A 21,231-nucleotide genomic window follows, 5' to 3' on the forward strand; every position below is an offset into this window, starting at 1 on the left:
TTGCAGCTTGAAGCTTACAACTCGACGCTGCTCTTAAATCAGCACACCCTGGCTGCGCAGGTAATCGTCATAGGTGCCGCTGAAGTCGATCACGCCATCGGCGCTCAACTCGATGATGCGGGTGGCCAGGGACGATACGAACTCACGGTCGTGGCTGACGAAGATCAGCGTGCCCGGGTAGTTTTCCAGCGCCAGGTTCAGCGCCTCGATGGATTCCATGTCCAAGTGGTTGGTCGGTTCGTCCATCACCAGCACGTTCGGCTTTTGCAGGATCAGCTTGCCGAACAGCATGCGACCCTGTTCACCACCGGAAATGACTTTGACCGACTTGAGGATCTCGTCGTTGGAAAACAGCATGCGGCCCAAGGTGCCACGAACCAGTTGTTCGCCGCCCTGGGTCCACTGGCCCATCCAGTCGAACAGGTTGACGTCGTCTTCGAAGTCGTGGGCGTGGTCCTGGGCGTAGTAACCCAGTTCCGCGGCGTCGGTCCATTTCACAGTACCGGCGTCCGGCTCCAGTTCATTGACCAGGGTGCGCAGCAACGTGGTCTTGCCGATGCCGTTCGGGCCAATGATCGCCACGCGCTCGCCGGCTTCGACGGTGAAGCTGAAGTCCTTGAACAACGGCTTGCCGTCAAACCCTTTGGCCATGCCTTCGACAATGACCGCCTGACGGTGCAGCTTCTTGGTCTGTTCGAAGCGAATGAACGGGCTGACACGGCTCGATGGCTTGACCTCGGCCAATTGGATCTTGTCGATCTGCTTGGCACGGGAGGTGGCTTGCTTGGCCTTCGAGGCGTTGGCCGAGAAGCGGCTGACGAACGATTGCAGTTCGGAAATTTGCGCTTTCTTCTTGGCGTTGTCCGACAGCAGTTGCTCGCGGGACTGGGTCGCCACGGTCATGTACTCGTCGTAGTTGCCCGGGAACAGGCGCAGCTCGCCGTAGTCCAGGTCCGCCATGTGGGTGCAGACACTGTTCAGGAAGTGACGGTCGTGGGAGATGATGATCATCAGGCTCGAACGCTGGGTCAGCACGTTTTCCAGCCAGCGGATGGTGTTGATATCCAGGTGGTTGGTCGGTTCGTCCAGCAGCAGCACTTCTGGGTCGGAGAACAACGCCTGGGCCAGCAGTACCCGCAGTTTCCAGCCGGGCGACACTTCGCTCATCGGGCCGAAATGCTGCTCGATGCCAATTCCCAGGCCCAGCAGCAGTTCACCGGCACGGGACTCGGCAGTGTAGCCGTCCATTTCGGCGAATTCGGTTTCCAGCTCGGCCACGGCCATGCCGTCTTCTTCGGTCATTTCCGGCAGCGAATAGATGCGGTCGCGCTCGGCCTTGACCTTCCACAACTCTTCGTGGCCCATGATCACGGTGTCGATCACGGTGAATTCTTCGTAGGCGAACTGGTCCTGGCGCAATTTACCCAGGCGCACGTTCGGCTCAAGCATGACCTGGCCGCCGGACGGTTCGAGGTCGCCGCCGAGGATCTTCATGAAGGTCGACTTGCCGCAACCGTTGGCGCCAATCAGACCGTAGCGGTTACCCGCGCCGAACTTGACAGAGACGTTTTCGAACAGTGGCTTGGCGCCGAACTGCATCGTGATGTTAGCTGTAGAGATCAAAGGTTTATCCTGCGGAACATTCAGAGTAGCTAAGGGTGCGGCAGTACCTGTTCAGTACCTGTTTGCGCAGGTCCCGACCGCGCGAAAGCTTCGCGGTCGCAAGCGCAAGGGTCCATCCGGCATAAGAGGACAGCAGCATACGGAGCGCTTGACCCAAATAGACGTACGCCGAAGCCGGAATCCGGTATCGGCCAAAAAGGGGGCGCGTAATGTTTGGCGGCAATTGTACTGATCTGGCCGCGTTAACGATAGGGTGTAACCCAGGCAAGACAGTTTTTCACAACGCAGGGATAACCTTTGGTTACGAGTTGTGGCTAAATTGCCGTCTCACTTACGCCATTCCCCACGCTGTTCGGCTGTGCGGGAAGTGGCAGCCTGTCCACTTTTGATGTGTGCGGATACTGTGAAACTCATCATTGCCGCGATCTATCTTCTCTCTATCGGTTATGTGCACCTGCGCGGGCGCGTTCGGCACAAGCTCGGACGCCAGTTGAGCGACCACTCGTCCTTCCTTGCGCCGATCAACTGCCTGCTTTACCTATGCTCGAAACTGCCCAACAAGCCTTTCCTGAACCCGGCGCAGTTTCCCGACCTGAGCCCGTTGCAGGCCCATTGGCAGGAGATCCGTGCCGAAGGCCTGAATTTGCTGCGAGCGGGGGAGATCAAGCGTTCCAACCAGTACGACGATGTGGGCTTCAATTCGTTCTTCAAGACCGGCTGGAAGCGTTTCTACCTGAAGTGGTACGCCGACAGTCATCCCTCGGCCATGAAGCTGTGTCCGCGCACCACTGAACTGGTGCAGAGCATCGGTTCAATCAAGGCGGCGATGTTCGCCGAACTGCCACCGGGCTCCAAGCTGGTTCGTCATCGCGACCCGTATGCCGGGTCCTACCGGTATCACCTGGGTCTGGAAACGCCCAACGATGCCGGCTGCTACATCAATGTCGATGGTGAGCATTACCATTGGCGTGATGGCGAGGCGGTGATATTCGACGAGACGTTCATTCATTACGCCCAGAACACCACGCCTCACAATCGCATCATTCTCTTTTGCGACGTGGAACGCCCCATGAGATTTCGCTGGGCCAGTGCCTTCAACCGCTGGTTCAGCCGCACCGTGATGGCGGCCGCCGGAGCGCCCAATGACGCCGGAGACAAAACCGGCGGCCTGAACCGGGCGTTTTCCAGGCTTTACAGGATTCGCCTGCAAGGCAAGGCGCTGAAGAAGCGCAACCGCAAGCTGTATTACTTGCAGAAGTGGGCGTTCTTCGGCGGTCTGCTGGCGGTCTTCATCTGGATATGAGCGGGTGACTCTCCGTACCTGCGTCATTCCCCAGGTTTTTGCGCATCCAGTTGCTCCCACATCCTGGCCGTGATTCGCTGGCGATGGTTGTACCCCTCCCAAGGATCGGCGCCCAGGTTTCTGGCCCGTTCCAGGGCCGTATAGATGTCCCACTGCTGGGCGTTACGCAGACCGTCAAGCTCGGCCCGGGCAATCGGCACGGATACCGGCAGACCTGGCCGAGCGCGCACGGAATAGGCGCTGACGGTGCTGGCGCCCCGGGCGTTACGCAGGTAGTCGACAAATATCTTCCCGACACGATTCTTCGGCCCCATGGTCGCGGTGATCCGCTGCGGCATCTGCCGGGTCATGAACAGGGAGATGGCCTTGGCGAAAGCCTTGGTAATGTCCCAGCCTTCACTGCGCGCCAGCGGCACGATGACATGCATGCCTTTGCCTCCGCTGGTTTTGAGGAAGGCCTGCAAACCCAGTTCGTCGAGCACCGAGAGGGTCAGGCGAGTCGCCTCGATCATCGCGCTCCAGGGCAGCGACGGGTCGGGGTCCAGATCAAGAACGAACAGGTCCGGCGTCTCGATCCGATCATGCGTGGCGGCCCATGTGTGCAACTCCACCGTGCCCATCTGGGCCGCGCTGACCAGCGACTGCCCACTGTCGATTTCCATCAGCGCGGCATGCCCGGGATCCAGTCGCGGATCCAGCTGTTTGATGTGGGGAATGTCCAGGCGATCGGCGTGTTTCTGAAAGAACTGCTCTTCGCCGATTCCCTCTGGCGCCCTGAGCAGGGCAACCGGGCGCTGCTTCAGGTGCGGCAGAATCCAGGGAGCGATGTCTTCGTAGTACTGCGCCAGTTCGACTTTCTGCACGCCGCTGACACTGTCGATGACGCGTTCAGGGTGGGAAATCTCCACCCCTGAGACCTGTACGCTACGGGCTTTGCCGCGAGGCGTGGTTTTGGCGGGCAGGGGTTTTATCGGAACTGGCTGCTGACGCACAACCTTGCTTGCCGGTATGTCGTTCTGTAGATCCAGGAACACCGCCTGGCGCACCAGGCCGTCGCGGGTCCAATCAGCGAACTCGACTTCACAGACCTCGGTTGGCTCTACCCAATGCACGCCGCGGCTTTGCGCGCTGCTGACCGGTGCGACCAGTGGCGAATCGTCCCGCTCCAGGCTACAGAGTTGCTCGTGCAGTTGTTTGAGCCGGGCTTGTGCGAACCCTGTGCCGACACGGCCGGCATACATCAATCCCTTGGGCCCGTTGACCGCCAGCAACAGTGCACCGAAACCATTGCGCCGACCTTTGGGGCGGGTGAAGCCGACGATCACGAACGGCTGGCGCAGACGGCACTTGAGTTTGATCCAGTCGGCGCTGCGGCGCGATACATAGGGGCTGCCCAGGCGTTTGCCGATCACGCCATCGAGTGCGAGGGCGTTGGCACTTTCAAAAATGTCGTGCTGGTTGGCGGAAAACGACTCAGAGAAGCGCAGGCGCTTGCTGGCATTGTTCTTCAGCGCCTTCTTGAGGGCTGCCCGGCGTTTTTCAACCGGCGCCTGGCGCAGATCGACGCCATTTAAAAAAGGCGCATCAAACAGGACGTATACCAGGTCTACCGTGCGGCCAATCTCGAACGACTGTCGCAGGGCCACAAAGTCAGAGTGGCCGTCGTTATCGAGCGAAACGAGGCCGCCGTCGAGCCAGCTGTCACCCAGATTCAGCTCAGACAACGCATCGGCGTGCAATTGCAGTCGGTCGGTCCAGTCCTGTTGATTGCGGCTGAGCAATCGCACTTGACCCGCTTCAATGCGGGCCATCAGTCGATAGCCATCGAACTGGACTTCATAACGCCATTCACCGGCCGGGGGCTGCTCAACGGGGGTGGCGCGTTGCGGCAACAAGCGCTCGGGAAGGGCACTGCTACCGGTCTGGCTCTGCCGGGTGCGCTTGCGGCTGTGCTTCTGCTCCGGCTCGGCACCGGACAAACGGGCGTATTCACTCTCGGCCTTGGCCATGACGGATTCCCTTGTATTGCTGGCGCCCGGGGATTAGCCCCGGGAGGCCTTGGTGGCTTTTTTCGCGGGAGCGGACTTGCTGGTCTTTGCGGGCTTTGCAGCGGTTTTTCCGGCAGGCTTTTCTGGCGCCTTGCCCTTGCCGCCCAGGCTGCGTTTGAGCAGTTCGGTAAGGTCGATGACATCGGCGCTCTTGCGTTGCTCTTCACCCGGATCGGTTTCCACCGCCTCCAGACGGCCTTCTTTGGCCTTTTTCTCCACCAGTTCCATGATCTTGTCTTCGAAGCTGTCCCGGTACTCTTGCGGTTCCCAATCGGCGCTCATGTCCTGCACCAGCCGCTTGGCCATTTCCAGCTCCCCCTTGACCAGGGTTGGCTTGATGACTTCATCGCCCAGTTCCAGGATGTCGAGTTCGCGCACTTCGGCGGGCCAGCGCAGCATCACCAGCACCAGCGCAGACTCCAGCGGCATCAGCGCTGCCAGATGCTGGCGGGTATGCAGCACGACATGGGCCAGCGCCACCTTGTTGGTCTTGATCAGGGTTTCACGCAGCAGGGCGTAGACCTTGCCGCCGCGTTTGTCTGGCGCCAGGAAGTAGGGCGTGTCGATGTTTTGCAGGGGAATTTTGTCGCTGTCGACGAAAGAAAAAATATCGATGGTCTGGGTGGACTTGGGGTGGGCGGAGCGAATCTCCTCTTCGCTCAGCAGGACGTATTGACCCTTCTGGTATTGCACACCCTTGACGATATTTTCCTTGGTCACTTCCTTGCCGGTGACCTTGTTCACTCGCTTATAGCCAACCGGGTCCATGCTGCGCTTGTCCAGCCAGTCGAAATCCACTCCCTGGGAGGACGTGGCCGACACCAGCGCCACAGGAATGTGGACCAGTCCGAAGCTGATTGCGCCTTTCCAGATTGCCCGTGCCATGGAGGGGTTTCCTTGCCGATGAATGAGTCATTCAGGTGACCTTGCGGCGTTCGCAAAAGTTTCCATGGAGCGCCGGTTGACCCGCCCCGCATTGCCTTCGAGACGCTTGGTTACATCTTCGGACGGACATTTCTCTTAACAACGGCGAACCGGCGGCGTAGCGTGCTTTCGATATGCCTGAATCCAAGAGGTGCTCCGATGAACAGGCTGCTACTCACTCTCATGACGCTGTTGCTGACCACCGCCGCCCACTCGGCAACGCCCGACCGCGGGGCCATGGTCCTGGCCCAGAACCTGCCAGGTAACAACAATCCCTATAACAGCCCGATCCGCCGGGCCAATCCCAACAGCATGCAGGGCACCCGGCCCAACGTGCCGATGATCCATAACAACCCGACCGTTCCCGTTCCCCGGCCACCCACGCTGGAAAATGGCGGTATCGGCAACGGGTATCCCCGTTCCGGTCAGCCTGCCGGCTCGCCACGGCCTACCATCAAGCCCAATCCACCGCCGAGGGACACCTCAAACGACATTCGCTGAGTACCGAGCCCTGGCAGTCTTTATTCACGCCACAGAAGGAAGTGTGCATGTTGCGTAAAACACTCCTGGCCGCATTCTGCGCCAGCGCTGTACTGACTCTCGCCACGCCGGCGTCTGCTGCGCAAACCCGGCAGCTCAAGAGCGAGGAGGGCACGGTGGAGGTGACCACCGTGGTCAAGGGGCTCGAACATCCCTGGTCCGTGGCTTTCCTGCCTGATCAACAGGGCATGTTGGTGACAGAGCGAGCGGGCAACCTGCGTCGGGTCAGCCCGGATGGCCAGCTCTCGGCACCATTGAACGGCGTACCTGAGGTCTGGGCCAGAGGCCAGGGCGGTTTGCTGGACGTCGTGCTGTCGCCGGACTTCAAGCAGGACCGCACGGTCTACCTGTCTTACGCCGAGGCCGGCGATGACGGCAAGGCAGGCACCGCCGTGGGCCGTGGGCAATTGTCCGAAGACCTGCAGAGCCTGAAGAATTTCAATGTGATTTTCCGCCAGCAGCCCAAGCTTTCCACCGGGAACCACTTTGGGTCGCGCCTGGTGTTCGACCGGGACGGCTATCTGTTCATCACCCTGGGGGAAAACAACGAGCGGCCCACGGCCCAGGACCTGGACAAGCTCCAGGGCAAGATCGTGCGCATCTACCCCGACGGCAAGGTGCCGGACGATAACCCGTTTGTCGGTCAGGCAAACGTACGCCCCGAGATCTGGTCCTACGGCGTTCGCAACCCCCAAGGGGCGGCGCTCAATCCCTGGAACGGTACGTTGTGGGAGAACGAGCACGGTCCCAGGGGCGGCGATGAGCTGAATATCATCGAACGCAGCAAAAATTACGGCTGGCCGCTGGCGACTCACGGCATCAACTACTCTGGGGCGCCGATCCCGGAAGCCGGCGGCAAGACCGCCGAAGGCACGCTTGGCCCTTTTCATGTATGGGAAGTGTCACCCGGGCTGAGCGGCATGGCGTTCTATGACAGTGACCGCTTCAAGGCCTGGCAACACAGCGTGTTCATCGGTGCGCTGGTGTCCCGGAATCTGATCCGCCTGGAACTGGAGGGTGACAAGGTCGTGCACGAAGAACGCCTGCTGGGTGAGCTTGGCGAGCGCATCCGCGACGTGCGCCAGGGGCCGGATGGTTTCCTGTACGTACTGACAGATGATGACGATGGGGCGCTCTATAAAGTCGGGCTCAAGTGATTCGCAACAGTGCCCATTGACTTGCCAGCCAGCGGCAGGCTAATTTCCAGGCATGACCAGCACCGTATTGCGTAGCCAGCCAAGCATTATTACCGCCATTCCTTATTTGGCGGGCTAGCTGACGACTGCACCCAACCCGCCTCCGAGGCGGGTTTTTTCTTTCTGTCTCCGGAGTTTTGTCCAAACCAGGAGACCGCCATGCCTACCACCCGCCCCGAGCAAGCCCTGCTAGAACATTACGTCAAGAAGATCCTGGCCGCGCCGGTGTACGAACTGGCCGTACGCACGCCGTTGCAAGCGGCCACCGGACTGTCCGAAGCCTTGGGCAACCGGATCCTTCTCAAGCGTGAAGACCTGCAGCCGACTTTTTCTTTCAAGATCCGTGGCGCCTACAACAAACTGGTGCAACTGACCGCCGAGCAACGGGCTCGCGGTGTCATCACCGCTTCAGCGGGCAATCATGCCCAGGGCGTGGCGCTGGCCGCGCGGGAGCTGGGCATATCGGCCAGCATCGTCATGCCACTCACCACACCGCAGCTCAAGGTGCTGGGCGTGCGCAACCGGGGCGCCGAAGCAGTGCTGCACGGGGAGAGCTTTCCCTTTGCCTTGGAATACGCACTGGAGCTGGCCCGACAGACCGGACGAGAGTTCGTTTCGCCCTTCGATGATCCGGACGTGATCGCCGGGCAGGGCACCGTCGCCATGGAAATCCTGCGTCAACACCCAGGCAGCCTGGACGCGATTTTTGTCCCGGTCGGTGGCGGGGGGCTGATTGCCGGGGTCGCGGCCTACGTCAAGTACCTGCGCCCGGAGGTTCGCATTGTCGGGGTGGAGTCACAACATTCCGCCTGTCTCCAGGCGGCGCTGGCAGTCGGTGAACGGGTCAGTCTGGCGAGCGTGGGAACCTTTGCCGATGGCGTGGCTGTCGCACAAATAGGGGCCTACGGCTTCGACATCTGCCGTTTCTGCGTTGATGACGTGATCACCGTCACTGACGACCAATTGTGCGCAGCCATCCGAGACATCTATGACGATACCCGGTCGATAACCGAGCCCTCGGGCGCCTTGGCGGTCGCCGGCATCAAGCAGTACGTCGCCCAGACCGGCGCGCGAGGCCAAACACTGGTGGCAATCGATTCCGGCGCGAATATCAACTTCGATAGCCTGCGCCATGTGGCAGAGCGGGCTGGCGCCGAAGTCATTTGACGTTTTTTACGCGACGTCACACTTTTTTCGAAGCAGCCGACGGGTGCCCACTCACCCCTGCGCAATAGGGTCTAATCTAGCTTGCGACAGGATCACTGGCGATTGCAGTTTGCATGAGGAAAATCCCGCTTCCTTGCAATTTGCACGCGCGCTCTCACAGTCCTGGACGCTAAGTAGTTGATTTGGATCAATCGGGATTTTCTTTAAAGCAGGCATATTTTTTGCGGGATGATTAGGGAGTCGCTGCACGGGCTCATTAATTAGAAAACGCCAAGAACGAACGAACGGCACGGCATTCGTAGTCCCAGTCCGCAGGGAAGAACGGACGAAAATACCGCCGTCGTGAACATAAATTGGCCGCCTCAACAGGAGAGAGTCGCCATGTTTTTATCTGCCCTCGAAATGCGAAACATCATTGAAAGCAGCTTGCTGCCCAAGCGCTCGCAATGCACGTTGTCACCTGATTTGTCGATGACAATCAAGATCTATGACGATCATGAAACCGATCGTGTGGCATTGATCAAAACCGATATCGATGCCAATAAACTCAATGGCTGCCGGGCAATCAACGACCTGATCGCCGAGTTGCGCTCCGAACTCGACCAAAATCACCACACCGGTAATCACTTCCATCAGCAACACCGCATGACCGGGCGCTGATCACGGCCTTGTCTTCCCAGGAATCACCTCCGGGTTCGGTCATTGTCCGAACCCGGTGCCGTGCTTTTTCCCAAACAGCTCAATCCAATTGTTGCCGGTAAGGCAGATCCGGTCCGGTCCGGCCGCATGTCAGCGCAGCTGCGCGCATGGCAAAAGCGAGCATCTCGCTCACCTGCTCACGGGTCAGGGTATGCAGGCCTTCCACCGAATCCAGTTGGTGCTCGGTCAGCCAGGTAATCAACGCAGCCTGGAAAGTGTCTCCTGCGCCCACGGTATCGGCGATCTGCACCGAACATGCCGGCATTGACCAGGAACCGTGCTGGCGGCTGAATACCGTCGCGCCTTGACTGCCACGGGTAAGGAACACCAATTGGCAACGGTGCTCCATCCAACGCTCGATGATGGTCTGTGGCGGTTGGTCGGGATAAAGAAGACTCAGGTCTTCGTCGCTGACTTTGATCAAATCGGCATATTCGACCAGAATTGCGATTCGCGAGCGCCACAGTTCGATGTCCGGTTGCGGGTTGAGTCGCACGTTCGGATCCAGGCTGACCAGGCGTTTACCGCTCTCGCGTCGCACCAAGGCCAGTAGGGTGTCGGCAATCGGCTGCACCACAAGAGAGAAGGAGCCGACATGCAGCCCCCGTACGTGCTCACCGAGCACCGGTAGGTGGTCCAGGCCTAGTTGCCGGTCCGCGCATCCTTCACCGCGAAAGCTATAGTGGGGCGAACCGTTGGCACCGACCGCCACCATTGCCAGGGTCGTAGGCGCGTCGAAGTCCAGTGCGTACTCGGTGCTGACACCTTCGGCAGCCAGGACCTGATGCAAGCGTCGGCCCAGGTAGTCCGTGGACAGCCCGCCAAACAGTGCCGATTCCACGCCCAGGCGTCGCAACCCGACTGCCACGTTGAACGGCGAGCCGCCGGCGATGGCTTTGAAGTTGACGTGTGACGCCGGACCGCCCATTTCGTTTTCGCTGAAAAAATCAAACAATGCTTCACCACATACCAGATACATAGTTCTTTTATCTCAAAGGGTTGCGATACATTCTTGATAGTTGGCATAAGCTTTTTGCGATGCTGCGACCTGCTCGGTAATGGGCCGGGTTTCACTGGCCGGGTCGAGCTTGACACAGCGCTCGCACAGATCGGCCAGGCTTTGCTGTGAGCCTGAATGGCACCACGCCGCCTGAATCGCCGCACCCAGGGCCGCCGCCTCGCTCTGTTCAGTGCAAATGACCGTGGTATCCATGATATCGGCGACGATCTGCCGCCAAACCGGGCTTTTCGAGCCCCCACCGATCAAGCGGATGCTCTGGGCCTCGAGCCCGTTGGCGCGCAGCAGGTCCAGGCCATAGCGCAAACCGAAGGTGGTGCCTTCGACCACCGCCCGGCACAGATTGGCCCGGGTCAGGTTGGTGGTGGTCAGACCGAAAAGGCTGCCGGTGGCATGGGGCAGGGCGGGAACCCGCTCGCCGTTGAGAAACGGCAGCATGCACACGCCTTTGGCGCCTATCGGGGCCCTTGCCACCAAGGCGTTGAAGGCGTCGATGTCCAGCTCCAGCAGCTCGCGCATGGCCCCGGTGGCGTTGGTCAGGTTCATGGTGCAGATCAGCGGCAGCCAGCCGCCGCTGGATGAGCAGAAGGTTGCCACCGACGGCTGCGGACTGACCACAGGTTCGGCGGCATAGGCATAGACCGTACCGGAGGAACCGAGGCTCATGGTGATCACGCCGGGCTGGATGTTGCCGGTGCCGATAGCGCCCATCATGTTGTCGCCACCCCCGCTGGCCACCAGCGCGTCAGGGTTGATGCCCAGGTGCGCGGCAACGGCCGGCAGGATCCGCCCGACCGGCTGATGGGCCTCGATCAGCTCCGGTAAAGCCGATTGCAGCCGGCCGCTGGGATCGATGTGCTCCAGCAACCGCGCGTCCCATTGACGGGTGCGTACGTTGAAATAGCCGGTGCCCGAGGCGTCACCGTATTCGCTGCAATGGCGGCCGGTGAGCCAGTGATTGAGAAAGTCGTGGGGCAGCAGGATGCTGGCGATGCGTTCGAAAACCTGGGGATGCTGCTCCCGCGTCCAGAGCAGTTTGGAAACCGTGTAGCCCGGCGCGATCACCACGCCGAGGCGTGTGAGACTGCCGTCTTCACCCCCCAGGTAGGCCAAAAGCCGATCGTTTTCCGGCGTCGTCTCGGTGTCGCACCACAGCTTGGCCGGGCGCAAGACCTGGCCCTGGTCGTCAAGCAGCACCAAGCCGTGTTGCTGGCCGGACACGCCGATGCCGAGGATCGCCTGGCCATCGACCCCGGCGGCGGCCAGGGCTTGGTGAGTCGCCTGGGTGAATGCATCGAGCCATTGCTGGGTGTCTTGTTCACGGCGACCGTTGGCCCCGCTGATCATGCTGTGGGCAGCGGCACCCTGGCCGAGCACCTGGCCGCTGAGCGTATCCAGGATCAGTGCCTTGGTGCCTTGGGTGCCGCAGTCGATGCCCAGGAACAGTTGTTGGTTTGCCATAAAAACCCTCGGATCAAAGAACAAAACACAGAACTTGTGGCCAGGGAATACCTGTGGCGAGGGGATTTATCCCCGCTGGGCTGCGAAGCGGGCCCAATGTATCTGCGGCTTCGGTGTAGGCAGCACGTCTGGGGGCCGCTTCGCGACCCAACGGGGCGGTGCGACGTTTCGCTAAATCCCCTCGCCACAGAAGCGGATTGCGTGCGCAGTTTAGTCCGCGTCAGCCAACACTCGCTCAAGCGTCCGCGTGACCCCGTGTTCGCGCAAGCTGTTGCAGCACCACTCGAAGGCTGCCACGAACTCGGGCGAGTGGGGAATGGCCGTACCGAAAATCTCTTCGACCTCCAGCAGGCGCTGGGTCACCAACGCATCGTCGGCCACCAGCGCCTGGCAGAACGCCGCCCGCGGGTCCGGGATCGAATACGTCACGCCGTTCTCATCCACGCCCTTCAGGTACACGGCCCAGGCCGCCACCACCAGCGCCGCGCGACGGGTTTGGCCGCCGTCGGCAATCAAGCGGTTGATCGTCGGCACGGTGAATTTGGGAAACTTCGACGAGCCGTCCGAACACACCCGCTCCAACTGGTCGGCAATTGCCTGGTTGGAAAAACGCTCCACCAGCGTGTTCTTGTAGTCGGTCAGGTCGATCCCTGGCACGGGTGCCAGTTGCGGGGTCACGTCCAGGTCCATGTAGGCACGCATGTAACGCACGAACAGCGGGTCGTTCATGGTTTCGTGGACGAAGCGATAACCCTTGAGAAAACCCAGGTAGGTCAGCGCCAGGTGACTGCCGTTGAGCAACTTGATTTTCATTTCTTCATAGGGCGAGACGTCATCGGTGAACTGCACGCCGACCTTTTCCCAGGCCGGGCGACCGTTGACGAATTTGTCTTCCAGGACCCACTGCACGAAAGGCTCGCAGACCACCGGCCAGGCATCGTCGACCCCATGCTCGTCATGCAGTTGCAGCCGGTGGGCGACGCTGGTCATGGGCGTGATGCGGTCAACCATGGCGTTGGGGAAGCTCACGTGGCGATCGATCCATTGGCCCAGCTCGGCGTCGCGCAACGCGGCGAATGCCAGCAGCGCCTTGCGGGTCACGGCACCGTTGTGCGGCAGGTTATCGCAGGACATCAGGGTGAACGCCGGGGTGCCGGCGTCCCGGCGCCTGGCCAAGGCTGCGCAAAGGAAACCGAAGACGGTTTTCGGCTCGTCAGGATGGGCCAGATCGTGCTGGATCTGCGGCAGGTGGGCCATGAACTCGCCGTTACTGTCGTCGATGCAATAGCCGCCCTCGGTAATGGTCAGCGAGACGATGCGGATTTGCGGGTCGGCCAGTTTGTCGATCAGGGCCTGGGCGCCGTCTTCGGCCAGCAGCATGTCATTGATGGCTCCGATCACCCGGATTTCGGTGTCGTCGGTGTCCCCCAGCTCGTACAGGGTAAACAGGTAGTCCTGGCTGGCCAGGTCATCCCGGGCGCGGCGATCTTCGGCCCGCAAGCCCACGCCGCAGATGGCCCAGTCCAGGTCGGTGCCGGTGTTCATCAGCGCATCAGTGTAGTAAGCCTGGTGCGCGCGGTGGAAGCCGCCGACGCCGATGTGGGCGATGCCCTGGCTGATATCGCTCAAGGAATAAGCGGGCAGGGCGACCTCAGGGCTGAGGTTGTGCAGGTTCTGTCGATTGAGTTTCATCACAAGTCTCGGTAATCAGGCGGCGATGCGCAGCGCACGGGTGACCGCCACGCCCTCGGCATCGAATAAGTGGCAGTGTTCAGCATCCAGGTGCAGGTTCAGTTGCTCACCGAAACGGCTCGCCAGGTCGCCGCGCACGCGCATGGTCAAGGCTTCACCGGAGGCGGTGACGACGTGACAGAAGGTGTCGCTGCCCAGACGTTCGCTGACATCGGCGGTGACTTGCAGCGTGCAATCGCCCGGTTGTGCCAGGTTCAAATGCTCCGGGCGAATCCCCAGGGTCACCGCGCCGCCGACGCTCAGGCTGGCCCCACTCAGGGGCAGGCTGATCCGGGTGCCGGCGTCCAGCAGGACCTCACAACCCTGGTTCTCCAGCCGTGTGACTTTGCCTTTGAGAAAGCCCATTTTTGGCGTACCGAGGAACCCGGCGACAAACAGGTTGGCCGGCTGGTGATACAGCTCCAGCGGCGAGCCGATCTGTTCGACGCGCCCGCTGTTGAGCACCACCACCTTGTCGGCCAGGGTCATGGCTTCGACCTGATCGTGGGTGACGTAGATCATCGTTGCCTGCAGCTCCTTGTGCAGGCGCGCCAGCTCCAGGCGCATCTGCACGCGCAGGGCGGCGTCGAGGTTGGACAGCGGCTCGTCGAACAGGAAAATCTTCGGGTTGCGCACGATGGCCCGGCCAATCGCCACACGCTGGCGCTGGCCGCCGGACAACTGCTTGGGCTTGCGTTCAAGCATCGGCCCCAATTCGAGGATGCGCGCCGCTTCGTTGACCTTTTTCTCGACCTCGGCCTTGGGCACGCCGGCCAGGTCCAGGGCGAAGGACATGTTCTTGCGCACACTCATGTGCGGGTACAGCGCGTAGGTCTGGAACACCATCGCCAGGTCGCGCTTGGCCGGACTGACTTCGGTGATGTCCCGGCCGTCCAGTTCGATGGTGCCGTCGCTGACTTCTTCCAGGCCGGCGATCAACCGCAGCAGCGTGGACTTGCCACAACCCGACGGGCCGACAAAGACCACGAACTCACGGTCGTTCACTTCAAGGTCGATGCCCTTGATGATGGAGAAACCTTCGAAGCCTTTTTGCAGATTCTTGATTTTCAGGTTGGCCATGATGATGGGCCTCCACTTCTGATAATGGTGTAAGGCGCGTTATTTCACGGCGCCGAAGGACAAACCGCGTACCAGCTGTTTTTGGCTGATCCAGCCAAAAATCAGGATCGGTGCGCAGGCCAGGGTCGATACGGCCGACAACTTGGCCCAGAACAAGCCTTCGGGGCTGGAGTAGGACGCGATCAGGGCCGTCAGCGGCGCGGCTTTGGACGAGGTGAGGTTCAGCGACCAGAACGCCTCGTTCCAGCACAGGATCAGCGACAGCAGTACGGTGGAGGCCAGGCCACCCTTGGCGATGGGCAACAGGACGCGAACCATTTCCTGCCACAGCGTGGCGCCATCCAGACGCGCGGCTTCAAGGATGTCGCGGGGAATGTCCTTGAAGTAGGTGTAAATCATCCAGACCACGATCGGCAGGTTGATCAGCGTGTAGATGATGATCAACGCAGTCCGCGTGTCCAGCAGGCCAAAGCTCTTGGCCAGCAGGTAGATCGGCATCAGCACGCCCACCGGTGGCAACATTTTGGTGGAGAGCATCCACAGCAACGTGCCCTTGGTGCGCTGGGTTTCATAGAACGCCATGGAGTAGGCCGCCGGCACCGCAATCAGCAGGCAAAGGGCGGTGGCGCTGAAGGAAATCACCACCGAGTTCCAGGCGAAGCTGAAGTAGTTGCTGCGCTCGTTGATGTGCAGGTAGTTCTCCAGCGTCGGCGTGAAGATGAACTGCGGCGGCGTGGCGAACGCGTCGATTTCGGTCTTGAAGCTGGTCAGCACCATCCAGAAGATCGGGAAGAAGATCAGGATCGCGATGGCCCAGGCCAGCGTACCCAGCAGCAGGCTTTGCAGGCGACGGGATTGTTGAAGTGTCATGGCTGCGGCCTCAGTTCTTGTCGGTGAGGTTTTTGCCGATCATCCGGACCAGGATGATGGCGGCGATATTGGCAATCACCACGGCAATCAAGCCGCCGGCCGAAGCCATGCCGACGTCGAACTGCACCAGCGCCTGGTTGTAGATCAGGTAGGCGAGGTTGGTCGAGGCATAGCCGGGGCCGCCGTTGGTGGTGGTGAAAATCTCGGCGAACACCGACAGCAGGAAAATGGTTTCAATCATCAGCACCACCGCAATCGGGCGCGCCAGATGGGGCAGGGTCAGATGCCAGAAAATCGCGATGGGCCCCGCGCCATCCAGGCGGGCGGCTTCTTTCTGTTCCTGATCGAGGGACTGCATGGCCGTCATCAGGATCAGGATCGCGAAGGGCAACCATTGCCAGGACACAATGATGATGATCGACAGCAGCGGGTAATGGGCCAGCCAGTCCACCGGCTGCGCGCCGAACAGTTTCCACACCGAGGCGAGAATTCCCGAGACCGGGTGGAAAATCAGGTTCTTCCAGATCAGCGCGCCCACCGTGGGCATGATGAAGAACGGTGAAATCAGCAATACCCGCACGATGCCCCGGCCGAAAAACTCGCTGGCCTCCAGCAGCGCACTGATCAACACCCCGAACACGATGCTGATCAGCAACACGCTGCCCACCAGCAGCAGAGTGTTGGTCGCCCCGGGGACGAAGCCCGAATCGGTCAGGAAGTAAGTGAAATTCTCCAGCCCGACAAATTCGTTCTCGCCGGGGTAAAGCAGGTTGTAGCGGATCAGCGAGAAGTAGACGGTCATGCCCAGTGGCACGATCATCCACAGCAGCAGCAACCCCACCGAGGGGCTGACCAGAAACCAGCCTGGATTGGCCAAGCGGCTTTTGCGAACCGGTGGGGCAATCTCGCTGTGTGCTTTGGCGGTTGTCGTTGAACTATTCATGGCATTGAACCGATTTGTGCGGGCCTACAAAAATCCATTGTGGGAGCGAGCCTGCTCGCGATAGCGCAGGGTCAGGCAACATAGATGTTGAATGTGCCGGCCTTATCGCGAGCAGGCTCGCTCCCACATTGACGTCGGGGTTACTTGGGATAACCTGCGCGTTTCATCTCGCGTTCCGTGGTGGACTGCGCTGCGGTCAACGCCTGGTCCACGGTCTGCTGGCCGGTCAACGCGCCCGAAAAGAACTTGCCGACCTGGGTGCCGATGGCCTGGAACTCAGGAATGGTCACCAACTGGATACCGATATAGGGCACAGGCTTGAGAGTGGGGGCTTTCGGGTCAGCGACTTTCAACGACTCCAGGGTCACCTTGGCAAACGGCGCGGCCTTCATGTAGTCGTCGCTATAGGTCGAGGTACGTGTGCCTGGCGGTACGTTGGCAACGCCATCGGTCTTGGCGACCAATTGGCTGTATTCCTTGGACGTCGCCCACATGGTAAAGACCTTGGCCGCTTCCTTGGCTTTGGAACTGGCGGGGATGGCCAGCGACCAGGAGTACATCCACGAGGTGCCTTTGTCAGTCGTTTCATGGGGGGCGAAGGTGAATCCGACGTGATCGGCCACCTTGCTTTGGGTCTTATCGGTGACGAACGAACCGGCGACGCTGGCATCGACCCAGATTGCACATTTGCCGCTGTTGAACAGCGCCAGGTTCTCGTTGAAACCGTTGCTGGAAGCGCCCGGCGGGCCGGATTTCTTCATGTTGTCGACGTAGAAGTTCAGGGCATTCTTCCACTCGGGGCCATTGAACTGCGGCTGCCACTTCTCATCGAACCAGCGCGCGCCAAAACCGTTGGCCAGGGTCGTGATCAGCGCCATGTTTTCGCCCCAACCAGCCTTGCCTCGCAGACACAGGCCATATTGCTCCTTGGTCTTGTCAGTGAGTTTTTCCGCGAACTCACCGATCTGGGTCCAGGTCGGGTGTTCGGGCATGGTCAGCCCGGCGTCCTTGAACAGGTCGGTGCGGTAGTAGGTGATCGAGCTTTCGGCATAGAACGGCAGGGCGTAGAGCGTGCCCTTGACCGATAGGCCTTCACGCACGGACGGAAAAATATCATCCAGGGCATAACTGGCCGGCAAATCCTTCATCGGCTCCAGCCAACCCTTGGCCCCCCAGAGTGCGGCTTCGTACATGCCGATGGTCAGCACGTCGAACTGCCCGCCCTGGGTGGCGATGTCGGTGGTCAAGCGCTGGCGCAGGACGTTTTCTTCGAGCACCACCCAATTGAGCTTGATGTCCGGGTGCTCAGCCTCGAAGGTCTTCGAGAGCTTTTGCATGCGGATCATGTCGCTGTTGTTGACGGTGGCAATGGTGAGGGTCTGTGCGCCGAAACTGACGCTGCTGAGGGTCATGCAGGTGGAGACAAGCAGAGCTTTTACCGAAGGTTTCATCGCGCACTCCTTTTCCGCGCCCAAGGGCTGCGGAAGGACAGTTATTGTTTTTGTGTCTTCCGGATGAAGGGAAGAATGTGCGCTGATTACAGCCCTCAATCGCCGGCGAGACAAATCATCCGTCGCACTTGCGCTGATACTTTTTTGCACTGGATGGGATTTGGTCTGAGAAGGGGTTAGCTGTGGCGAGGGGATTTATCCCCGCTGTGTGGGAGCAAGGCTTGCCCGCGATGAGGATGACGCGGTCTTCCGGAGAACCGAGGCGCCTGCATCGCGAGCAAGCTTTGCTCCCACATAAATTCCCGCCACAGGGATAACCTGGGATTGTCAGCCCTGGTTCTGTTCGGTCAACCGCTGCACCGCCAGCCGCCGGTAATGGGAAGGGGTCATGCCCTTGAGCTGCTGAAAGCGCCGGTTGAAGTTGGATATGTTGTTGAAGCCCGATTCAAAACACACGTCCGTCACCGGTTTGTCGCCGTCGGCCAACAACTCGCAGGACTTGCTGATACGCAGGCGATTGACGAACTCGATGAAACAGCGGCCGGTGGCTTGTTTGAAGACGCGGCTGAAGTACGTCGGTTTCATGCCCAGATGGTCGGCCACTTCTTCCAGGGACAGTTCCCGTGCGTAATGGGCAAAGATGTAATCCACCGCGCGGTTGGTACGGTCAACGCTGTGCTCATCCGCCGGTTGCGCCGCAGTGGCCCCGGAAAGCAACTGATAGTCATCGGTTGCGGCCAGCAGCTCCATCAGGATGAAAAAATGCCCCAGGCGGCTCATGCCTTGGGAATCGGCGATGCGCTGCATCAGGATCATGGCCTGGCGGATAGTGCGCTTGCAGCGAAATTCGATGCCGTACTGGGCGCGCTCCAGCAATGGCGCGACGGTCTTGAGCTCGGCAAACACCTGATGGCCGCTCTCGAACAGCTCGTCGGTAAAATTCACCAGCATGTCACGCTTGGGCACCACTTCGTCCTCGGCGACCTGGCTGATCCAGTTGTGGGGCAGGTTGGGGCCGGTGAGAAACAGCGATTGCGGGTAAAAGTTGCCGATATAGTCACCGATGAATACCTTGCCGGAGCTGGCGACGATCAGGTGCAACTCGTATTCCTTATGGAAATGCCAGCGCACCAGCGGGCACGGGAAACCGTGCTGGCGATAGATGATGGACAGCCCGTTATGGTCGTCCATCAGCTCATAGGAAGGGTCGGTGACTCTTGCAGTTCGGGTCATGGCCTGGCGCTTTTATTGTTATTGCCGCTGGATAATGCCCCCTTCGCCGCACGGGTGCTACCCCGTAACGCTTCCGGCCTGACTGTTGCGGTTCTTCTCCTCAATCCACTGGGACATGTATTGAGTGCTCTTGTGCTGGTGATGACGCAACATGCTGCCGGTGAAGTTATCCCGGCGCCGTTGCTCAAGGTCGGCGCGACAGGCTTCGAGGCAATCGATCAGCGCCTGGGCGTGGACCTGTCGGCGGTAACGGTCCGCCAGCAGCGCCAGGCCGTTATCCCGGGCGCGGGTCCAAAGGCTCTGCTCGCGGTACAACTGCACAGCGGCGTGGGCGATATCTTCGGCGCTTTGGGCAATCGCTCCGGGCCAGGGCATTTCACCGTGCATGGCTTCTGCGCCGATGGGTGTGGTGACATTGGGTGTGCCGCACAGCATGGCATCGATCAGCTTGCCCTTGATGCCGGCACCGAAACGCAACGGCGCCAGACAGACACGTGCCGCCGACATGACCTGCAGCGCATCCTCGGCCCAATTCATGATGTGAAACCCTTGGGCCGCGTTGTGCAGCGCCGCAGCCTTGGGCGGGGTGTAGGCGCCATACAGGTGCAGTTGCGCATCAGGCAGCTGTTGGCGGATCAATGGCCAAATGGCGTTTTTCATCCAGAGCACGGCGTCCCAGTTCGGCGCGTGGCGGAAATTGCCGATGCTGAGGAAATGCGCCCGGTCTGCGAACGGCACGCGTGCTTCGCTCGGCAGGTCCAGCATCAGTGGGCACCAATGCAAGAGGTTGCGGGGCAGTTTGAAGTGCTCTACCAGCAACTCGATCTCGACTTCGGACACCATCAGGCTCAGGTCGCACCGGTACAGGGCGGCGATTTCCCGCTTGGCCAGGTCGGTGCCGGCCATCAACTCGAACGCTTGAGGCAGGTCCTGCGCAAACAGATCGCTGAAATCCTGGGAAACGTCATCCTTCTTCAACCGATCCTTGAGCCGCTGATGCCGGGCGTGGCGCAGGCTTTGCAAATCGGACGTCTCCAGCACCCGAAGGGCGCCGGGGCAGTGTTTCTCGACCCGCCAGCCGAACTGTTCTTCCATCATGAACTGGTCGAACAACACGATATCCGGGGCCAGTTCAGCGATGAATGTATCGAAACTGCTGCTGTTGAGCTCGATCGGCACTTCGCCGATCCCCAGCGCGATCAGGTCGGCACGGTTCTCGCCAGGGCCCGCGGGACTGCTGAAGGTGATGTCCCACCCTTGCCCAAGGAAGGCTTCGAGGATCTGCATGACGTGCCCGCTGGCAGCCGATGAACGCGGCTCGGGCCAGACATAGCCGATAACCAGGACCTTGGTGGCGGTGGGTTGACGCATGAGCGGGTGCTTCCTTGGAACGAATCGACGTGGGCGCTATCAGCGCGGGGCGCCGATAGTGACCAACAATTGCGTCAGGCTCAAGAAAGAATGCCGTTGACCTTGTCGCGCAACTGATCGATGGAAAAAGGCTTGCCAATCACCGCCATGCCTTCCGGCACATCGATGCTTTCGGCGTAACCGCTGGCAAACAGAATGGGTAGCTGAGGCCGAGCCGATCGGGCCTGCTTGGCCAGCTCGCGACCGTCCATCACCGGCAGGCCGACATCGGTCATCATCAGGGCGATGGGCTGCGCATCGTTACGCAGATACGCCAAGGCCTGTTCGCAGCCGTCCGCTTCCAGTACCTGGTATTCCAGCTCTTCCAGCACGTCGACAATCAACATACGTACGATGTCGTCGTCTTCGACTACCAGAATGGTTGGCTGGGTATCAGGAGCGGGGTTGTGCATGGTAGACATTCTCAGGGGATTGGGTTGGGGAGGTGTGCCAAAAAACGGCCTTATGCATGAGTAAGTAGCGAGGGGGCACAAGTTCCCTGGGTTGTACAAGAAAGGATCTATAGTACAAGAG

The 21,231-nt window shown here is 60.3% G+C and carries 18 protein-coding genes; 5 read left to right on the forward strand and 13 right to left on the reverse strand.

Going from position 1 to position 21,231, the window contains the following annotated elements:
- Window positions 1-33 precede the first annotated feature (33 nt).
- Window positions 34-1,623 (reverse strand): ABC-F family ATPase, encoded by a 1,590-nt coding sequence (locus CRX69_RS17530; protein WP_076384583.1) that lies wholly within the window; start codon window positions 1,621-1,623, stop codon window positions 34-36.
- Between the two features lie 403 nt (window positions 1,624-2,026).
- Here CRX69_RS17530 and lpxO point away from each other — a divergent pair, with 403 nt between their 5' ends.
- The gene (gene lpxO / locus CRX69_RS17535; protein ID WP_076386642.1) at window positions 2,027-2,926 is read left to right on the forward strand and encodes a lipid A hydroxylase LpxO; all 900 of its coding nucleotides are present in this window, start codon (window positions 2,027-2,029) and stop codon (window positions 2,924-2,926) included.
- A 23-nt stretch (window positions 2,927-2,949) separates the two neighbouring features.
- Here lpxO and ligD read toward each other — a convergent pair whose 3' ends face one another.
- Together ligD and ku are read right to left on the reverse strand one after the other, a co-directional pair.
- Window positions 2,950-4,935 (reverse strand): DNA ligase D, encoded by a 1,986-nt coding sequence (gene ligD, locus CRX69_RS17540; RefSeq protein WP_052915335.1) that lies wholly within the window; start codon window positions 4,933-4,935, stop codon window positions 2,950-2,952.
- A 33-nt stretch (window positions 4,936-4,968) separates the two neighbouring features.
- Entirely contained in the window at window positions 4,969-5,859 is an 891-nt protein-coding gene (gene ku / locus CRX69_RS17545) for a non-homologous end joining protein Ku (protein WP_047229119.1), read from the reverse strand.
- 198 nt (window positions 5,860-6,057) lie between these two features.
- Between ku and CRX69_RS17550 the strand changes: the two genes are divergently transcribed.
- The 4 genes from CRX69_RS17550 (at window position 6,058) to CRX69_RS17565 (ending at window position 9,461) form a co-directional block, all read left to right on the forward strand.
- On the forward strand, window positions 6,058-6,399 hold the full coding sequence (locus CRX69_RS17550; protein ID WP_047229118.1) for a hypothetical protein: 342 nt from the start codon (window positions 6,058-6,060) through the stop codon (window positions 6,397-6,399).
- A gap of 47 nt (window positions 6,400-6,446) precedes the next feature.
- The gene (locus CRX69_RS17555) at window positions 6,447-7,595 is read left to right on the forward strand and encodes a PQQ-dependent sugar dehydrogenase (protein WP_107322458.1); all 1,149 of its coding nucleotides are present in this window, start codon (window positions 6,447-6,449) and stop codon (window positions 7,593-7,595) included.
- 198 nt (window positions 7,596-7,793) lie between these two features.
- Complete coding sequence (ilvA, locus tag CRX69_RS17560; RefSeq protein WP_080962918.1) at window positions 7,794-8,801, forward strand: threonine ammonia-lyase, biosynthetic; 1,008 nt, start codon at window positions 7,794-7,796, stop codon at window positions 8,799-8,801.
- Window positions 8,802-9,182: 381 nt separating this feature from the next.
- The gene (locus CRX69_RS17565) at window positions 9,183-9,461 is read left to right on the forward strand and encodes a DUF1652 domain-containing protein (RefSeq protein WP_047229116.1); all 279 of its coding nucleotides are present in this window, start codon (window positions 9,183-9,185) and stop codon (window positions 9,459-9,461) included.
- A gap of 79 nt (window positions 9,462-9,540) precedes the next feature.
- Here the strand turns inward: CRX69_RS17565 and CRX69_RS17570 are convergent, their stop codons facing one another.
- The 10 genes from CRX69_RS17570 to CRX69_RS17615 all read right to left on the reverse strand — a co-directional run bounded on the left by CRX69_RS17570 (window position 9,541) and on the right by CRX69_RS17615 (window position 21,110).
- The gene (locus tag CRX69_RS17570; RefSeq protein WP_107322459.1) at window positions 9,541-10,479 is read right to left on the reverse strand and encodes a carbohydrate kinase family protein; all 939 of its coding nucleotides are present in this window, start codon (window positions 10,477-10,479) and stop codon (window positions 9,541-9,543) included.
- A 12-nt stretch (window positions 10,480-10,491) separates the two neighbouring features.
- Window positions 10,492-11,979, reverse strand: coding sequence for a xylulokinase (gene xylB, locus CRX69_RS17575; protein WP_107322460.1), 1,488 nt, complete (start codon window positions 11,977-11,979; stop codon window positions 10,492-10,494).
- Between the two features lie 210 nt (window positions 11,980-12,189).
- Window positions 12,190-13,671 carry a mannitol dehydrogenase family protein gene (locus CRX69_RS17580; RefSeq protein WP_107322461.1) on the reverse strand — a complete coding sequence of 494 codons (1,482 nt, stop codon included), beginning with the start codon at window positions 13,669-13,671 and terminating at the stop codon, window positions 12,190-12,192.
- 15 nt (window positions 13,672-13,686) lie between these two features.
- A complete protein-coding gene (locus CRX69_RS17585; protein ID WP_047229112.1) occupies window positions 13,687-14,790 on the reverse strand; it encodes an ABC transporter ATP-binding protein in 1,104 nt (367 codons plus the stop codon).
- Between the two features lie 39 nt (window positions 14,791-14,829).
- The gene (locus CRX69_RS17590; RefSeq protein WP_047229111.1) at window positions 14,830-15,660 is read right to left on the reverse strand and encodes a carbohydrate ABC transporter permease; all 831 of its coding nucleotides are present in this window, start codon (window positions 15,658-15,660) and stop codon (window positions 14,830-14,832) included.
- Between the two features lie 10 nt (window positions 15,661-15,670).
- Window positions 15,671-16,603 carry a carbohydrate ABC transporter permease gene (locus CRX69_RS17595; RefSeq protein WP_047229110.1) on the reverse strand — a complete coding sequence of 311 codons (933 nt, stop codon included), beginning with the start codon at window positions 16,601-16,603 and terminating at the stop codon, window positions 15,671-15,673.
- A 140-nt stretch (window positions 16,604-16,743) separates the two neighbouring features.
- Window positions 16,744-18,054, reverse strand: a complete 1,311-nt coding sequence (locus tag CRX69_RS17600; protein WP_047229109.1) for an ABC transporter substrate-binding protein — start codon at window positions 18,052-18,054, stop codon at window positions 16,744-16,746.
- 327 nt (window positions 18,055-18,381) lie between these two features.
- The gene (locus CRX69_RS17605) at window positions 18,382-19,287 is read right to left on the reverse strand and encodes an AraC family transcriptional regulator (protein WP_047229108.1); all 906 of its coding nucleotides are present in this window, start codon (window positions 19,285-19,287) and stop codon (window positions 18,382-18,384) included.
- A 57-nt stretch (window positions 19,288-19,344) separates the two neighbouring features.
- The gene (locus CRX69_RS17610) at window positions 19,345-20,658 is read right to left on the reverse strand and encodes a glycosyltransferase (protein WP_047229107.1); all 1,314 of its coding nucleotides are present in this window, start codon (window positions 20,656-20,658) and stop codon (window positions 19,345-19,347) included.
- A gap of 80 nt (window positions 20,659-20,738) precedes the next feature.
- The gene (locus CRX69_RS17615; protein WP_047229106.1) at window positions 20,739-21,110 is read right to left on the reverse strand and encodes a response regulator; all 372 of its coding nucleotides are present in this window, start codon (window positions 21,108-21,110) and stop codon (window positions 20,739-20,741) included.
- Window positions 21,111-21,231: the final 121 nt, after the last annotated feature.

The sequence above is a fragment of the Pseudomonas rhizophila genome, from assembly GCF_003033885.1.
Taxonomy (GTDB): Bacteria; Pseudomonadota; Gammaproteobacteria; order Pseudomonadales; family Pseudomonadaceae; genus Aquipseudomonas; species Aquipseudomonas rhizophila.

Coding starts and splice junctions, on each gene's coding strand:
- ligD (WP_052915335.1), bottom strand. CDS start 4,935: ATGGCCAAGGCCGAGAGTGAATACGCCCGTTTGTCCGGTGCCGAGCCG.
- CRX69_RS17550 (WP_047229118.1), top strand. CDS start 6,058: ATGAACAGGCTGCTACTCACTCTCATGACGCTGTTGCTGACCACCGCC.
- CRX69_RS17570 (WP_107322459.1), bottom strand. CDS start 10,479: ATGTATCTGGTATGTGGTGAAGCATTGTTTGATTTTTTCAGCGAAAAC.
- CRX69_RS17555 (WP_107322458.1), top strand. CDS start 6,447: ATGTTGCGTAAAACACTCCTGGCCGCATTCTGCGCCAGCGCTGTACTG.
- CRX69_RS17615 (WP_047229106.1), bottom strand. CDS start 21,110: ATGCACAACCCCGCTCCTGATACCCAGCCAACCATTCTGGTAGTCGAA.
- ku (WP_047229119.1), bottom strand. CDS start 5,859: ATGGCACGGGCAATCTGGAAAGGCGCAATCAGCTTCGGACTGGTCCAC.
- ilvA (WP_080962918.1), top strand. CDS start 7,794: ATGCCTACCACCCGCCCCGAGCAAGCCCTGCTAGAACATTACGTCAAG.
- CRX69_RS17600 (WP_047229109.1), bottom strand. CDS start 18,054: ATGAAACCTTCGGTAAAAGCTCTGCTTGTCTCCACCTGCATGACCCTC.
- CRX69_RS17610 (WP_047229107.1), bottom strand. CDS start 20,658: ATGCGTCAACCCACCGCCACCAAGGTCCTGGTTATCGGCTATGTCTGG.
- CRX69_RS17580 (WP_107322461.1), bottom strand. CDS start 13,671: ATGAAACTCAATCGACAGAACCTGCACAACCTCAGCCCTGAGGTCGCC.
- CRX69_RS17595 (WP_047229110.1), bottom strand. CDS start 16,603: ATGAATAGTTCAACGACAACCGCCAAAGCACACAGCGAGATTGCCCCA.
- xylB (WP_107322460.1), bottom strand. CDS start 11,979: ATGGCAAACCAACAACTGTTCCTGGGCATCGACTGCGGCACCCAAGGC.
- CRX69_RS17585 (WP_047229112.1), bottom strand. CDS start 14,790: ATGGCCAACCTGAAAATCAAGAATCTGCAAAAAGGCTTCGAAGGTTTC.
- CRX69_RS17590 (WP_047229111.1), bottom strand. CDS start 15,660: ATGACACTTCAACAATCCCGTCGCCTGCAAAGCCTGCTGCTGGGTACG.
- CRX69_RS17605 (WP_047229108.1), bottom strand. CDS start 19,287: ATGACCCGAACTGCAAGAGTCACCGACCCTTCCTATGAGCTGATGGAC.
- CRX69_RS17565 (WP_047229116.1), top strand. CDS start 9,183: ATGTTTTTATCTGCCCTCGAAATGCGAAACATCATTGAAAGCAGCTTG.